Annotated in this window: 21 protein-coding genes; 12 read left to right on the top strand and 9 right to left on the bottom strand. The window is 44.9% G+C overall.

Going from position 1 to position 15,354, the window contains the following annotated elements:
- The coding region (locus tag PLH26_RS12790; protein WP_324586417.1) for a helix-turn-helix transcriptional regulator at positions 1-518 on the top strand (518 nt) is incomplete at its 5' end.
- A 57-nt stretch (positions 519-575) separates the two neighbouring features.
- On the top strand, positions 576-1,412 hold the full coding sequence (purU, locus tag PLH26_RS12785; RefSeq protein WP_324586416.1) for a formyltetrahydrofolate deformylase: 837 nt from the start codon (positions 576-578) through the stop codon (positions 1,410-1,412).
- An 18-nt stretch (positions 1,413-1,430) separates the two neighbouring features.
- On the opposite strand, the gene PLH26_RS12780 is transcribed toward purU, so the two are convergent.
- Positions 1,431-1,598: a hypothetical protein gene (locus PLH26_RS12780; RefSeq protein ID WP_324586415.1), complete on the bottom strand. Its 168-nt coding sequence runs from the start codon at positions 1,596-1,598 to the stop codon at positions 1,431-1,433.
- Positions 1,599-1,712: 114 nt separating this feature from the next.
- Here PLH26_RS12780 and PLH26_RS12775 point away from each other — a divergent pair, with 114 nt between their 5' ends.
- Positions 1,713-2,687, top strand: a complete 975-nt coding sequence (locus PLH26_RS12775; protein ID WP_324586414.1) for a deoxyhypusine synthase family protein — start codon at positions 1,713-1,715, stop codon at positions 2,685-2,687.
- Between the two features lie 271 nt (positions 2,688-2,958).
- Positions 2,959-3,909: a sugar phosphate isomerase/epimerase family protein gene (locus PLH26_RS12770; RefSeq protein WP_324586413.1), complete on the top strand. Its 951-nt coding sequence runs from the start codon at positions 2,959-2,961 to the stop codon at positions 3,907-3,909.
- Between the two features lie 80 nt (positions 3,910-3,989).
- Here the strand turns inward: PLH26_RS12770 and PLH26_RS12765 are convergent, their stop codons facing one another.
- A complete protein-coding gene (locus tag PLH26_RS12765) occupies positions 3,990-4,703 on the bottom strand; it encodes an MBL fold metallo-hydrolase (protein ID WP_324586412.1) in 714 nt (237 codons plus the stop codon).
- A gap of 95 nt (positions 4,704-4,798) precedes the next feature.
- Here PLH26_RS12765 and PLH26_RS12760 point away from each other — a divergent pair, with 95 nt between their 5' ends.
- Both PLH26_RS12760 and PLH26_RS12755 read left to right on the top strand, forming a co-directional pair.
- Entirely contained in the window at positions 4,799-5,011 is a 213-nt protein-coding gene (locus tag PLH26_RS12760; protein ID WP_324586411.1) for a hypothetical protein, read from the top strand.
- A 99-nt stretch (positions 5,012-5,110) separates the two neighbouring features.
- Positions 5,111-5,260: a hypothetical protein gene (locus PLH26_RS12755; RefSeq protein ID WP_324586410.1), complete on the top strand. Its 150-nt coding sequence runs from the start codon at positions 5,111-5,113 to the stop codon at positions 5,258-5,260.
- A gap of 11 nt (positions 5,261-5,271) precedes the next feature.
- Here PLH26_RS12755 and PLH26_RS12750 read toward each other — a convergent pair whose 3' ends face one another.
- On the bottom strand, positions 5,272-5,691 hold the full coding sequence (locus tag PLH26_RS12750; protein ID WP_324586409.1) for a VOC family protein: 420 nt from the start codon (positions 5,689-5,691) through the stop codon (positions 5,272-5,274).
- A 14-nt stretch (positions 5,692-5,705) separates the two neighbouring features.
- Positions 5,706-5,861 (bottom strand): hypothetical protein, encoded by a 156-nt coding sequence (locus PLH26_RS12745; protein WP_324586408.1) that lies wholly within the window; start codon positions 5,859-5,861, stop codon positions 5,706-5,708.
- A 228-nt stretch (positions 5,862-6,089) separates the two neighbouring features.
- Between PLH26_RS12745 and PLH26_RS12740 the strand changes: the two genes are divergently transcribed.
- Complete coding sequence (locus tag PLH26_RS12740; RefSeq protein WP_324586407.1) at positions 6,090-6,698, top strand: hypothetical protein; 609 nt, start codon at positions 6,090-6,092, stop codon at positions 6,696-6,698.
- Here the strand turns inward: PLH26_RS12740 and PLH26_RS12735 are convergent, their stop codons facing one another.
- Positions 6,699-7,136 carry a DUF6526 family protein gene (locus tag PLH26_RS12735; RefSeq protein WP_324586406.1) on the bottom strand — a complete coding sequence of 146 codons (438 nt, stop codon included), beginning with the start codon at positions 7,134-7,136 and terminating at the stop codon, positions 6,699-6,701.
- A gap of 682 nt (positions 7,137-7,818) precedes the next feature.
- On the opposite strand from PLH26_RS12735, the gene PLH26_RS12730 reads away from it, so the two are divergent.
- The 3 genes from PLH26_RS12730 to PLH26_RS12720 all read left to right on the top strand — a co-directional run bounded on the left by PLH26_RS12730 (position 7,819) and on the right by PLH26_RS12720 (position 9,770).
- The gene (locus PLH26_RS12730) at positions 7,819-8,931 is read left to right on the top strand and encodes a Gfo/Idh/MocA family protein (RefSeq protein WP_324586405.1); all 1,113 of its coding nucleotides are present in this window, start codon (positions 7,819-7,821) and stop codon (positions 8,929-8,931) included.
- Positions 8,932-9,223: 292 nt separating this feature from the next.
- A complete protein-coding gene (locus PLH26_RS12725) occupies positions 9,224-9,445 on the top strand; it encodes a hypothetical protein (protein WP_324586404.1) in 222 nt (73 codons plus the stop codon).
- A gap of 25 nt (positions 9,446-9,470) precedes the next feature.
- Positions 9,471-9,770 (top strand): hypothetical protein, encoded by a 300-nt coding sequence (locus PLH26_RS12720; protein WP_324586403.1) that lies wholly within the window; start codon positions 9,471-9,473, stop codon positions 9,768-9,770.
- Positions 9,771-9,968: 198 nt separating this feature from the next.
- Here the strand turns inward: PLH26_RS12720 and PLH26_RS12715 are convergent, their stop codons facing one another.
- The 4 genes from PLH26_RS12715 to PLH26_RS12700 all read right to left on the bottom strand — a co-directional run bounded on the left by PLH26_RS12715 (position 9,969) and on the right by PLH26_RS12700 (position 13,504).
- Positions 9,969-10,697, bottom strand: coding sequence for a 3-keto-disaccharide hydrolase (locus PLH26_RS12715; RefSeq protein ID WP_324586402.1), 729 nt, complete (start codon positions 10,695-10,697; stop codon positions 9,969-9,971).
- Between the two features lie 5 nt (positions 10,698-10,702).
- Entirely contained in the window at positions 10,703-11,143 is a 441-nt protein-coding gene (locus PLH26_RS12710) for a c-type cytochrome (protein WP_324586401.1), read from the bottom strand.
- A 61-nt stretch (positions 11,144-11,204) separates the two neighbouring features.
- Positions 11,205-12,260, bottom strand: a complete 1,056-nt coding sequence (locus tag PLH26_RS12705) for a sugar phosphate isomerase/epimerase family protein (RefSeq protein ID WP_324586400.1) — start codon at positions 12,258-12,260, stop codon at positions 11,205-11,207.
- 86 nt (positions 12,261-12,346) lie between these two features.
- Positions 12,347-13,504, bottom strand: coding sequence for a Gfo/Idh/MocA family protein (locus PLH26_RS12700; protein ID WP_324586399.1), 1,158 nt, complete (start codon positions 13,502-13,504; stop codon positions 12,347-12,349).
- Positions 13,505-13,772: 268 nt separating this feature from the next.
- Here PLH26_RS12700 and PLH26_RS12695 point away from each other — a divergent pair, with 268 nt between their 5' ends.
- Entirely contained in the window at positions 13,773-14,675 is a 903-nt protein-coding gene (locus tag PLH26_RS12695; protein WP_324586398.1) for a hydroxypyruvate isomerase family protein, read from the top strand.
- Positions 14,676-14,734: 59 nt separating this feature from the next.
- Positions 14,735-15,354, top strand: a 620-nt coding sequence (locus PLH26_RS12690; RefSeq protein ID WP_324586397.1) for an NAD(P)-binding protein, incomplete at its 3' end; no start/stop codon positions are given.

Here is a 15,354-nt window from a genome sequence, read left to right as displayed (position 1 = left end):
TGCAGTGCGAACATAAAGGTCATTACAAGCGGTTGTTCATCAAGTCGAAGGTAATTGAACTGCTGATGTTGCAATTAGAGCAGTATGAACAGGAGCCTGCACCCGATATGCCGGAAGAGCTGGGCGAAGCAAATATTAAAAAGATGCACCTGGCAAGGGAGATCATCGCTTCCAATCTTTCCCGCCCCTGCTCCATTATTGACCTGGCGCAACAGGTAGGTACGAATGATTGTTACTTAAAAAAGAATTTTAAGCAGGTATTTGGCACCACCATTTACGGCTACCTGCAAAAAGAGCGGATGGAAAAAGCGAAAACGCTGCTGTTAGCAGGTAACAAAAAAATAGCCGAAGTGGCCAGAATAGCAGGGTACAAACATGCTTCTCATTTTACTACAGCATTTAAAAAATATTTCGGGTATCCGCCCAATAAGATCAGGTTGGGGATCCTCTCCCTTTTTTACGACATAGCTTCTTTTTTTTATTGTGAATTATCACTTTTGCAAGCGGCTGTTGTTTAAAGCCTTTTTTCAGGGATATTTTTAAGCTATACCTTTGCGCATTACTTCCCTCAATACATGAATACATTACGCACGATATTGGTGCACTGCACCGATGAGAAAGGATTGATCTATAAGATCACCCGGGTACTATATGAAAACGGTTTGAATATCGTAAAGAACAAAGAGTTCGTAGACGAAGCCAACAATCATTTCTTCATGCGCACGGAGGCTGAAGGAGAAGCGGACCAAAAATTATTGCTGGAAGCGTTAGCAGCAGCGCTTCCGCCCAACAGCCGGATAGAAGTTGTGCCCGACCGGAAGAAGAAGCTGATCATACTGGCCACCAAAGAAAATCACTGCCTCGGCGACCTGCTGATGCGCAATCATTTTAAAGAATGGAACGCGGAAATAAGCGCTGTGATCAGCAATTATGACCTGTTGAAGGATTTTACTGAAAAATTCAGCCTGCCTTACCATCACATTCCCGCCGAAGGACGCTCCCGGGAGGAACACGAGCAATTGCTCACCCCCGTCATCAACAGCTATGCGCCCGACTATATCGTGTTGGCCAGGTATATGCGCATACTCACCCCTGCATTTGTACAACAATATAATGGCAGGATAATCAATATCCACCACTCTTTTTTGCCTGCTTTTATCGGCGCCCATCCTTACCGCCAGGCCTACAACCGCGGCGTAAAGATCATTGGCGCCACGGCGCATTTTGTAAACAACAATTTAGATGAAGGCCCCATTATATGCCAGAACACAATTCCTGTTGATCATTCGCAGAATGCATCTGAAATGGCCAGGGCCGGGAGGGGCATAGAAAAAATGGTGCTGGCGCAGGCCCTAAAGCTTGTGCTGGAAGACAGGGTAATGCTGAGCGGGAACAAAACGGTGATCTTTTAAGCAGGTAATTTTATTAACTTACGGAACAACAGCGCAGGCTTTGCCATCATTAAATCCAAAGGCGACCAGGCACTGTTTGGTGGTTTTACCACCGCCGATATGAAGCGAAAGCAAAAACCATAAAGAAGGAAAATAAAAAACAGGTGAGGTAAAACAAAGAAGCTTGCGTAAAAATACCAGTATCAAAGAGTGAGAAAATTAATACTCCAAATACGTATCTTCAGGTAAAAGGCAATCTCACCCCAACCCATCCCGCCCAATTGTCCTATTTTTGCCGGCAAATATCATAAAGCTATTGTCATGGAAAAAGGACCCGTATCGCAGTTCATACAACATCACTTCAGGCATTTTAATTCCGCCGCGTTGATGGATGCGGCTAAAGGATATGAAACCCATTTATTAGAGGGCGGTAAAATGATGATCACCCTTGCGGGCGCTATGAGCACTGCCGAGCTGGGACTGTCGTTAGCGGAAATGATCCGTCAGGACAAAGTGCATATCATTAGCTGCACGGGCGCTAACCTCGAAGAAGATATCATGAACCTGGTGGCGCACAGCCATTACAAACGTGTGCCCAACTACCGCGACCTGAGCCCGCAGGAAGAGTGGGACCTGCTGGAAAATCATTACAACCGCGTAACCGATACCTGCATTCCGGAAGAAGAAGCTTTTCGCAGGATACAAAAACATATCGCAAAAATATGGAAGGAAGCAGATGCCAAAGGCGAACGCTATTTCCCGCACGAATACATGTATAAACTGCTGCTGAGCGGCGTACTGGAACAGCATTATGAAATTGATCCGCAAAATAGCTGGATGCTGGCCGCCGCGCAAAAAAACATTCCTATCGTAGTACCGGGCTGGGAAGACAGCACCATGGGCAATATTTTTGCATCCTATGTTATTAAACAGGAGCTAAAAGCCGGCACTATGAAAAGCGGCATCGAATACATGGTTTGGCTTACCGAATGGTACCGGGCCAACAGTGGCGGTAAAGGCGTTGGATTTTTCCAGATCGGCGGCGGTATTGCCGGCGATTTCCCGATATGCGTGGTGCCCATGATGTACCAGGACCTGGAGTGGCATGATGTGCCTTTCTGGAGTTATTTCTGCCAGATCAGCGATTCCACTACTTCCTATGGTTCTTATTCCGGCGCGGTGCCCAATGAAAAAATTACCTGGGGTAAATTAGACATCAATACGCCAAAATTCATCGTGGAAAGCGACGCCACCATTGTAGCGCCGCTGATATTTGCCTGGCTGTTGGGATGGTAAAGCACGAATTAAAATTTATAGATTGGGCAGATCAACCACAAAGCATTATCGTGATTTAAGTCTTTATGTCAAGAGAACAATGGATTCATTTATAGCCGTATTGGATAAATAAAACATCATCACGTTGTATTGAAGCCATAAAATGCAGGTGGATCGTTAATAATCCTTTCAGTCTTTGTATCTGCCGCATTATTTTTTTGTAGCTTAGCTTTTTTGCAATGCTAACAGCACGGCATACACGCAATACATTACTTATATTTTAACCACATCAATGAAACGCAGGAATTTTATCGGGTTGGGAACTGCTGCAGGCATAGCCGCCGGGTCAGCATCTCTTTTTTCTTTTAAGGAGAAAAATGTCAGTCAAAAAAAGGAAAAAAGATACCAGAAAGGAGTAAGCCCCTGGCCCATTTGTCTTGATACCGCTACCATACGCCCGGCATCGCTTACCGATAAAGTAAAAATAGCTGCCAAAGCGGGTTTTGATGCCATAGAACCCTGGGATGGTGAGCTTGCGGAATATGAAAAAAATGGCGGTAACCTTAAAGACCTGGGCAAACAGATCAAAGATCTGGGTTTATTTGTGCCGAGTGTTATCGGCTTATGGAATGCTTTGCCACCCACACAGGAATTGTTTGATGAATCACTCAGGGATACCCGCCGCCGTATGCGCATGGCATCCGACATAGGTGCACAGCACATTCAAACGATCCCCAACACGGTTGGTGAAAATTTTGACCGCAAATGGGTAGCAGACCGTTACCGGGATATTATTGAAATAGGATTGAAAGAATACAATATACAACCTGCACTGGTCTTTGTTAAATTCTTTCCGTTAAAAACGCTGGGGCAGGCGGTGGGTATTGCATTAGATGCCAATCATCCCAAAGCAATGGTCATTCCGGATGTATACCACATGTATATCAGTGAAGGCGGATTTGAAGGCCTTAAGCTGATGAATGGCGATGCATTTGCTATTTTTCAGTTCAATGATGCACCCGCCGCCCCGGCCCCGGCACAACTGGAAGACAAGCACAGGGTATACCCCGGCGATGGTATATTACCGCTCCCTTCTATTTTAAAAGATTTAAAAGGAACCGGCTTTAAAGGATGTGTGTCGCTGGAAATGTACAATCCCGTATACTGGAAGCAGGATCTTCAAACAGTAGCGGAAACCGGGCTCAGGAAAACACTTGAGGTAATACAAAAAGCAGGGGTATAAAAAGATATTGTTGCTTCGCCAAATGGAGATGAGTTCCGGGTTGCACGTTCCAGGTTTCAGGGTCTTATCCCCGCCACCGGCTACCTCCATTGCATCAGCGCCGAGTTCAGCGCCTGCTCCACCCGCCACCTGGGCTTGTGAAAGTATATCATGCCATGCCCTGGCAACATAATATCTGAATCTACTTTGGCAAATCGCCGCAATGATTCCGTATATATTTTTTTATCGAAATCAATGGAGCCGTCCCAGCCAAAATCACCCACCAGCAGGGTGCCGATCACATCACCGCTGATCACGATTTTTTTGCCTGTCCATTCCAGCAAAAAAGCCGTGCAGCCCTTGCTGTGGCCGGGCAAATGCATGGCTTCTATTTCAACACCCAGCAAGCTGAATTTTTCTCCGTCCTTCACCAACCGGTCAACAACAACAGGAGTAAAAACTTTGTGATACAGGTACCCGCAGCAACGTTCATCACCCGAAGCCACCGCATCGGCAGTTTCACGGATGGCTACCAGTTTCACACCTCTTTTTTTAAGGATATGCGCACCGCCGGCATGATCATAATGCGGGTGGGTGAGCACACAATAACGGACATCATTGGGCGACAGATTCCAGTACCGCATATTCTCGAATATCTGTTCCATTGTGTCGCCGCAACCGCAATCGAACATGATCAACCCTTCTCCGGTCTTTAAAATATAGGAGTTGCCGTCATTCCATAAAGCATTCGGCACATCAAAGGTTATGCCATTGATATCGCCCCCCACCTGGAAAAGATCTTTTAAAACCTGCATAGCTTTTATTTACAAAGAGAAAAACAAAGTGTTTGAATACTATATATCTGCCAAAAACTGGCACACAATTGTAAGGTAGTATAGAAAAAGAAATCATGAAAAAGAAAAGAACGGAACAATACCTGCAACAAAAGCGTGAAAAAACAAATCCATTAAAGAAAGAAGACATTCAGCGCAATCCCGATGATCATATTGACCAGGATTATCCCGGATTTCCACATGCTCCTGCTAAAGAAGAGATCATTCATCCAAAAACCAAAACAGAAAAAAAGACAGCCGCAGTGCACCAGAAAGATGGAGAGAAATGATCATTTTTTAATTTTAATCCATGCGGGCATTAAAGCTTTTTACGGTACTGTTGGGCGGCATTTTACCGCCATACGGGATTTACCGGGGCGGCTTCACATATGGATGATAAATATGGCGATGTGGATGGTATATACGAGATCGGCGACATTCTGCCCGATGCCGCTATAGCAAAATATGCCATTATGCTATCCCTGCTGCACAGAATACATATTGGATATCTTAAAATAGAAAATTTGGACAAGGGCTGAAAGCCTGCGCATCAAAGCATCTGGTTAAACTCCAGCCTTTCTCCATCGGGACCAAGAATATTAAAGTACTTGCATCCGTTTTGCCAGAAATTCAAAAATACAGGCGCCTCTTCCAAAACCGTAAATCCGCCAGCTTTTAATATCGCGAAAGCTTCATCAATATCAGGCACATCAAAAGCAATATGATCTATATGCCCGTCTTTGCGCTTGCCTATACTTTCCAGTTCCCTGCCGGGTAACTGGTACAGTTCAATAATCATATCTCCCCGCTTCATCATAATACAGGTCCCCGGCTCCCGGTTATGTAAAAATTCAGCCTGCATTACATCGATAAAACCCAACTGTTTATAGAAGGTTTCTGAAGCAATGATGCTGGTAACCGGAATGCCAATATGCTGTAGAGAACGTATAGAAAGCTGAAGCGGATTCATTATCACAAATAAAATTAGCTGCCTCTTTGTGAGCCTGTATTGGTTTGTTTGCTTACAAAACCGGTGGGTTTGGGTTTTTGTATGAATTTGGACCCCTGGTTATTGGTCGGATTATTTTTTTTATTCCCTTTTTTCTTGCCCTTGTTGTTTTGTTGATTCAGCAATGACATTGTATTATATTTTTTATAAAGATACGCCTTATACTTCCATTCCGAACTTTTGTAAAAGCTAAAAATGCAATGAAACATGGTCCGGGTAATTTATTCTACAGGATCACAATTGTTTCGCTGCAGGCAGGCAATAACAGCTATGGTATGATTTGTGGAATTAATAAAGAAAAATACTTATGGAGGATATAAAAAACTTATCAAATAACAGCCGGCAATAAAGTTTACCTGATGTATGCAGATACCGGCGCACAACATTACCTGTCGCTCACGGGGCATGCACAAATTGTAAACGACCGGAAGAAAATTGAGAGGGAGAAGATTCCCCAAAGAGCATTTAAAAACACGAAACGCTTAAATATATTTCTGATGAAAAGTAAAAAGCCCGACAAAAAAGGGAAACCTGAATTTCCGGATATTAAAAAAATTGAAAAAAACATTCAGCCCGGCAGTAAAAAAATAACCGAAGTTCCGGAACCGCCAGACGATGTTCCATATAAAAAATCGCCCGAAGAAGTGCCGGACATTACGCCCGGTGAAGTTGATAAGGATCCAGACGATGAGGATGCAGATGTAACACCGGGCGAAAAAAAGGACCTTGCGGATGCGGCGGAAAAAATGCCGACGGATGATGAGAACGCTTTGCGGCGTGCAAGATTAGATATGACAGACAATGAAGGAGAATTGCTGAATGAAGGCAGCGGATTAAGCGGCAAAGACCTTGATGTTCCGGGAAGTGAAGCGGATGATGCCGATGAAGCAATAGGCGAAGAGGATGAAGAAAACAATCCTTTTAGCACAGACAACGAAACAGAAGACAGGTATAAAGATATAGAATAGCTATACCCGCATTGTATCGGGCAACCATTCTTTAATGGCCTGCTTGATAGCATCGGGAGACAGCCCTTCTTTTAATGTACGCTGCATAAGCGGAACAAGCTCATCATCGGAAGCAAACCGCAATGCCGCTAATTGCTTAAAGCTTAAGCGGCCTTCTATATTTTCCAAACGTTGCTGCGTAAGCTGGTAGTAACGTAAGCGGAGTTCCAGCCGTACCAGGCGGTCCTGGCAGGTTAAGGCGTAGTGCTGCCTCATCATAAAGCTCAGCCAGCCCGTTACTGCGGCTAATAAAGCAATCATTATCCACAGCCAGCGGTTGGCAGCATCAAGCCACACGCCACGGATGCTTATAAAAAGCAGCAACCCGGTAACCGGGTAGAAAATGAAATGATGGGGTGGATAATAGCGTACATGATTGGAGAACTGCTGCGTCTTCATATTGCTTTTGTTGAATGATAGTAAGCACAAATTAGGTCTTTTTATTGCCGGCGAAACCATAAAAGCATTAAGGATACATTTCAGGCAGAGAAAACACATTTAAGTTTGCGAAGAACCCCGGACTTAATGCTTTTGTAAAGCCGCGCTTTAGTTATGGTTGTAAAATGAGTTTTTGAAGAAGTGAGTGCTGTCGGCACGGCTCATAATGGCATCGAGCCTGCGGCTCTCCATAACCTTTTGCTGTTTTTTAAACAGGTTTAAACCGTCCTGTTTTTTGCGGGATTACAGTTATTATGACCTGAAGAAGTTCAGCAGCATTGCACTGTCAGGCATTTCCTCCACATCTCAATCATCATCCCATTGCTTGTCACCCCAACCCAAAGGAGGAGTCTGTACCCTTATGTTAACGTATCCTTTTTAAAAATGCGAAAATTATATATACTCCTCTGGCCTGGCTTTCAGTCCTGTTTTACATTCCTTTTAATGAGCTAAAATATCCAATAGGTATATCTGTTTTGCAGGCACCCCTGCCCGGTTAATTTAAAATGCGCCCAAATAATAACGCGTCATTTATTTTTGGGAAATTGTATATTTATTTTAAATAGCATATACGATCTTTATCAGGCATCCTGTATAGCAGTGTTATAAACATGGTAGCCGTTATTGCTTTAAACCTTTCATTATGCATTCACGCCGCAATTTTTTACAAAAGCTGTCTATCGGTATAGGCGCTGCCGCATTAGCGCCGCTGTCTTCTTCCGCATCATTGTTCCCTGCTTTTAAAAAACCAGACAAAAAACTTCATGTAGCACTTATGGGGCTTGGGGGCTATGCCAATATTGTGGCAAAGGCCATGAAAGAATGCAAACTGGCAAGCCTTACAGGTATTGTTACCGGAACGCCTTCCAAGATCGCCACCTGGAAATCCGATTACGGGATACCCGGCAAAAATGTTTACAATTATGATAATCTTCATACCATAGCCAACAACCCTGATATTGACCTGGTTTACATTACCACGCCCAATTCGCTTCATCATAGGCATGTGTTGCAGGTAGCCGCTACAGGTAAGCATGTTATTTGTGAAAAGCCGGTTGCCGATAACGCACAGCAGGCAAGGGAAATGATCGCGGCCTGTAAAAAAGCAGGCGTAAAGTTTTATGTGGGCTACCGCCTGCATTTTGAACCGCATACCCGCGAATTGATAAGAATGCGTAAAGCCGGTGAATTCGGCAGGATCATGCACGTTAACAATTATATGGGGTTTAAAATCGGCGACCCAACGCAATGGCGTTTAAAAAAAGCGCTTGCAGGCGGAGGTGCCATGATGGATGTAGGTGTGTATGCGCTTAACGGAGCCCGTTATGCTACCGGCGAAGAGCCGGTTTGGGTAACAGCCCAGGAAACCAAAACAGACAGGGTTAAATTCGCTGAAGTAGATGAAACCGTTACTTTCCAGCTGGGTTTTCCCGGCGGCGTTATCGCTTCCTGCGGAACTACCTATAACTTTAATAATTACGAAAGGCTTTACCTTATTGGCGATAAGGGATTTGCGGAGCTTAGCCCGGCATTCGGCTACGGCCCCATCCGGGGCAGAACCCACCTCGGCCCCATGAACCAGCCCCTGATTACACACCAGGCGGCACAAATGGATGGCTTGGCCGATTGTATACTCAATGGCACACCCGACCCGGACATGACCGGTGAAGAAGCGTTGAAAGATATGATAGTGATTGATGCCGTATACGAATCGCTGCGAAAAGACGGGGAAAAAATTTACCTGGATAAAAAATAAAACCACGCCTGGAATGAGACGCGGTTCAATCATTTGAAATCTTGTCAGAGGCTGGAAAGCAAATATTATATGGTTTTTATCAAGGGTACTGACGGGACTTCACGGTTTCTTTCAAAGGATAAATTGGATATGGTTTTCAGGTTGGCTTTGGTTTTTTCCTAAGTATCGGATCTTTCTTTTCAGGGATCAGGTTTCGGGACCGGGGGTGATTGTTCAGGGGATTGGGATTTTAGCTTTCATCGGTTAGCGTCATCAACTATAACAGTACAAATATGTAAAACATTAAGCGGGTATGGAACTTATTTCGACCAGGCGGTGCTTTGTTTCGATTACCGGGGAAAAAAGCCCGATGAACCGTTTTGCTGTGAGCCGGCATATTGTAAATATCCGGGTGACCAAGTTTATTATGTTGATGCAGGTTTTGCTGCTGTTGGCTGTTTACGGCTTCTCGCAGGAAGATCCGCCATCCCTGGGGGAACTGCAGATAAAAAATTGCCGATTCGCCAGCCATTGACATAAACGCGCACGATAATCATTCGATGCATTCAATCGTTGGCCGCGATTCACTTATCGGCGCTTATAAAGGAAAAATTTTTTCTAACGATGCGGGCAGTGAAGTATTTAAAATAATCATCCGGTCCGATTCAACCGGGGAGCAATTTGTACTGTATTGTGCTAAAAAAGATCCTGTAAAAATTGAAAGGGAAAAGGAAACATACTATAAGCATAATAATCGGTATTTTAATAAGGATAGCCACGTACTAACCGATTCATTAATGCTGCAAAAAATAAAGGGACTTGAATGGGTGCTTCAAATAAGCTACGATCTTATCTTATAAATGCGGGACCATGAATGGCACATAAAAAACCGGTTAAGCATTGCCTGACCGGTTATGGTGCTGTGTGAGAAATGAAATCTGCCAACCGGCAGCACGGTGTGAAGCACTTCTTTCACCTTTGTCCTTCACGTTTCACGACAATATACACATATTATCATGTGACCGGCCCAACAACAGGCTCTCCAACTATCAATTCAGCTACAATTTCCTGATCTTAATGTTTTTATACCATACTTCATTGCCGTGGTCCTGCAGCACAATATGTCCCGATTTGAATTTGGCAAAATCTTCAAGGTCTTTAAACTTACTGCCTGCCACCATCTTATTCCAGTTGTCATCCCACAGGGTGGTTGACACTACTTTAACGCCGTTCTGCCAAAGCTCCAGTTTGGAATCTTTCAATTTGATTTGCACACTGTTCCATTCACCTGCAGGCTTTACATTTTCGGGTTTACTGGTGATCAAATCATACAAATCACCGGCGCGGTGCTTAACGATCTTTGCATCGGGGTGCCCGTTATTATCCAGCACCTGCATTTCGGGACCGGTATAATGAGCATACTTGTACTTAGGGTCCTCTTTTACCAAAAACATAATACCGCTGTTACCATTGGGTGAGATCTTCCAGTTGAGCTTCAATTCAAAATCACCAAACACTTCATTGGTAATGGCATCGCCGCCGGCATCCCTGCTTTCCTTTTTACCCAGGTGAAATGCCCCATCTTCCACATTCCAGGCACTGCCCAACTGCGGCTTATTAAATGAATGCCAGCCGTTGGTGGTGGTTCCGTCAAACAACAATTGCCAGCCCTGCTTTTTTTCTTTTTTAGAAAGTGTATTGTCCTTTTGCTGGGCAACCGCATTGCTAAGCAAGCTACCGCCGGCGAGCAATAAGCCGCTTAAAACTATTGTCCTGAAAATTTTCATAAATTTTATTTAATGGTAAGAATGTATTTGACCATAGCTTCTGCATCATCATGTGCCAGGGATGCATGCGGAGGCATAGGAATTTCGCCCCAAACGCCTGAACCGCCATCTATTATTTTCTTCACAAGCTTGGGAATATCCGCTTCTTTGTATTTTTTAGCTACCTCTGCATAAGACGGGCCTACCAGCTTATTCGTTTCCTGGTGGCAGGCCAGGCAATCCGATCCAGCGATCAACGCTTTCCCGTCTTTTGCGGGCGCGGCGGCGGGCGTCTGGGTTCCACCGGCTTCGGCGGTTGCAGCGGTTGCACCGGTCTCCGCTATTTTATGTCCGGCATTTATTTGAGGATTTACATTGATGCTGATCGGTTTTTTTTCCTCGGCAGTGGAGCTGCCACACGCATAACAAATTGTAATTAAGGAAAATACCGCAACCACTTTTTTCATACTTACGTTTTTTAATGTCATCGTATTGTCAAAAATCAGGGCGTAAATATCCGAATAAATACTACGCAAGACCCAAAACCTTACGATTAAATTTTTCGTCACTGCCTGTTCCTGCAAAATCATCAAAGGCTTTTTCGGTTACGCGGATAATATGGTCTTTGATAAAAGGCGCTCCTTCCGCTGCGCCGGTTTCAGGATGCTTTATGGCACATTCCCATTCCAGCACCGCCCATCCGGCGTAATTGTATGCAGCCAGCTTACTGAAAACAGACTTGAAATCTACCTGCCCGTCGCCCAAAGAACGGAAACGGCCCGCACGTTGTACCCAACCCTGGTATCCGCCATATACACCCTGCCTGCCGGAAGGATTAAACTCCGCATCCTTTACATGGAACATGCGTATGCGTTCGTGGTAGTTGTCTATATAGTCCAGGTAATTCAGGCATTGCAAAACAAAATGACTGGGATCATACAAAAGGCAGGCGCGGGGATGGTTGTTCACTTTTTCTAAAAACATTTCATACGAAATGCCATCGTGCAGGTCTTCCCCCGGATGTATTTCATAGCACAGGTCTATGCCATTTTCATCAAATGTATTCAAAATAGGCAACCACCGGCCGGCCAGTTCCGTAAAGCCTGTTTCTACCAGTCCTGCCGGGCGCTGGGGCCAGGGGTAAACCGTATGCCACAATAAAGCTCCGCTAAAGGTGCCATGCGCTTTCAGTCCCAGGTTTTGCGATGCTTTGGCAGCATATTTTAATTGTTGCACTGCCCATTCGGTGCGTGCCTTTGCATTACCGCGGTAGGCTTCAGGCGCAAACCCATCGAACAGGTCATCATAAGCGGGGTGTACCGCCACCAGTTGTCCCTGCAAATGAGAAGAAAGTTCGGTGATCTGCAAGCCGGCCCCGTTCACTATACCTTTGATCTCATCGGCATATGTTTTGCTTCCGGCTGCTTTCTGCAGGTCAATAACACGGCTGTCCCATGTAGGCAGCTGAACGCCCACATAACCCAAGCCTGCCGCCCATTCACAAATTGATTTTAGATTATTAAAAGGCGGCTGATCGCCCAGGAACTGAGCGAGAAATATAGCCGGACCCTGGATATTTGTCATGATCGTAAAATTTGAAAAGAATTATTAATTGAGGTATAAGGTGTAGGGCATAGGGTTGTACGGCCTTATACCCCACACCTTAAACCTTACACCGTGAATGCTGTCCATTTTTCATTGCTGGCGCCGCTTTTAACCACACTATCAATGAACGCCATACCCCTTACTCCTTCATCTACCCTGGGGAAATCCTGTATCTCTTCCGAAGGCTTTTGCCCGTCAATATGTGCAGACACCGTTAATGCGAAATTGCGGTAAATATTACCAAATGCCTCTAAGTATCCTTCGGGATGACCGCCGGGCACACGGGTATTGTGTTTTGCATAATTACCCAGGTAACCGCCGCCTGTGCGGTATATTTGCGCGGGCTGGTCGAGCCATTTTACCAGTAAGGTATTGGGTTCCTGCTGCGCCCACTCCAATCCTCCTTTCTCACCATATATCCTGATCTTAAGCGCATTTTCTTCGCCCGCAGCAACCTGCGATGCCAGTAACGCCCCCGCAGCTCCATTATCAAATTTCAATAATACATTCCCGTCATCATCCAAAGGCCTGCCCTCTACCATAATATTGAGATCGGCAGCCAATTTGGTAATTTTTAATCCTGTTATATATTCGGCAAGATGCGCTGCATGCGTACCGATATCGCCCATACAACCGCTTTTGCCCGATTTGGAAGGATCTGTTCTCCAGGCAGCCTGGGCATTGCCTTCTCTTTCCGTAAGCCTGCTCAGCCATCCCTGGGGATATTCAACCCATACTTTTCTTACTTTTCCCAATACACCTTCCTTTATCATTTGTTTGGCCTGCTTAACCATCGGATAGCCGGAATAGGTATGAGTAAGACATAACACCAATCCTGTTTCTTCCACCTTTTTTTGCAATTGCTTAGCCTCGTCAAGGGTAAAAGTCATAGGTTTTTCAATTACCACATGAAAACCTTTGCTTAAAGCAAGCATGGCCGGAGCAAAATGTGCAAAATTAGGCGTAACGATCGTTACAAAATCTATACGTTCATCGGCCGGCATCTGGCTTTCTTTTTCCAGCATTTCTTCGTAATTAAGATAGATCCTGTCTTCCGGCAAAAAAAGAGCTTTACCCGAGTCTGCAGCTATTTCCGGTCGTATGCTCAAAGCACCGCATGATAATTCTATAAGTCCATCCATATTAGCGGCAATGCGGTGAACCGCGCCGATGAAGGCATCCTTGCCTCCACCGATCATCCCCATTCGTAATTTTCTGTTCATGAAAAAAATATTAGCGTATTAAAAAATTCAGAAGAGGCTTAAAAATAAAACATTTACATTTACTGTGAGCGTGTTTTTTGATAAGATAAAATTTTGTGCTCCCCCGTTTTGTTTTTATCATTGTTCTGCCGGCACAAATTTTCAAAGTTAAATCAACAATATGGCAAGTAAATATTTAATTGCGCCCCTGGAAGGGAATTAACGGGTTAACATTTAAAAAGGATTTATTTATCAAACATTACATAACTTAAGCATCCTAATTATTCTTATGTCTGGTTCTTCATCCAATCCCCGCAGGCGTGCCATTAAAAATATGGTGGTAGGGTCCCTGGCTATGGGCAGTGCCGCAAATGCTTTTGCCGGCTCTTCTTCGTTAAAAGAACCGGAAGCTTATACCATGAAAGGAAATATCAATCACTCTGTATGCCGGTGGTGCTACGGAAGCATTCCGCTTGAAGCGCTTTGCACAGGTGTAAAAAAGATGGGGATCGTGGCAATTGACCTGGTGGGTCCCAAAGATTGGCCCGTTTTGCAGAAGCATGGCTTATACTCATCCATGTGCAACGGCGCCGAAATAAACCTCGAAGATGGATGGAATCATACGGAATTCCATTCCACGCTTATAAAAAACTATGCCGAAATGATACCGCTTGTAGCCAAAGCAGGGTATAAGCAACTGATCTGCTTCAGCGGGAGCCGCAGGAACTTAGATGATGAAACCGGATGGAAAAACTGTGCGGAAGGATTGAAGAAAGTGATGGGGATAGCCGAAAAGCATAATGTAACGTTGGTAATGGAATTGCTCAACAGTAAGATTGACCATAAGGATTACCAGTGCGATAAAACGGCATGGGGGGTAGAATTGTCCAAACGGATAGGATCAGAAAATTTTAAACTGCTGTATGATATTTATCACATGCAGATTGATGAAGGGGATGTGATCAGGACCATCAGGCAACACTATCCCTACCTTTCACATTTTCACACAGGCGGCGTTCCGGGCAGAAGGGAAATCAACCAGTCACAGGAATTGTACTACCCGGCTATAATGAAAGCTATACTGGACCTGGGCTTTAAAGGTTATGTGGCACAGGAATTTATTCCCACACCCCGGGATGCCGAAGGACAGCTGGCCTCCCTGCAGGAAGGCGTACGGATTTGTGACGTATAGGGTCTTTTATATTTGTACATAACATATTTTATATTCAGCTAATCTCTAAAACGTTTGCTATGCCTGATAATACGTATGATGCCATTGTAATCGGTTCGGGGATCAGTGGCGGATGGGCCGCCAAAGAACTCACCGAAAAAGGGCTGAAGGTACTGATGCTGGAAAGAGGCCGTAACATTGAGCACATAAAAGACTATGTAAATGCCAACAAAGCCCCGTGGGAATTTCCGCACAGGGGCGGGAGAACACAGCAGATGATCAAAGATTATCCTGTATTGAAACGCGACTACCCGCTTAATGAAACCAACCTGGATTACTGGTGCAGCGATAAAGACAGTCCCTACACGGAAATCAAACGTTTTGACTGGTTTCGGGGCTATCATGTGGGTGGCCGTTCGCTCATGTGGGGAAGGCAGAGCTACCGCCTGTCGGACCTGGATTTTGAAGCCAATGCAAAAGAAGGCATTGCCATAGATTGGCCGGTACGCTATAAAGAGATTGCTCCGTGGTACGACTACGTGGAACGTTTTGCCGGGATCAGCGGTTCCAAGGAAGGATTGCCTCACCTGCCCGACGGTCAATTTCTTCCGCCCATGGAAATGACCTGTGTGGAGAAAGATGTTGCTGCACGTATCAAAGAAAAATTCGGCGGCAAACGGCATATGATCATAGGCCGTAC

Origin of the sequence: Agriterribacter sp., assembly GCF_035444585.1 — a bacterium.
Taxonomy (GTDB): Bacteria; Bacteroidota; Bacteroidia; order Chitinophagales; family Chitinophagaceae; genus Agriterribacter.
Note: the sequence above shows the minus strand (reverse complement) of the source record. Positions and strands in the feature narration are given on the sequence as shown.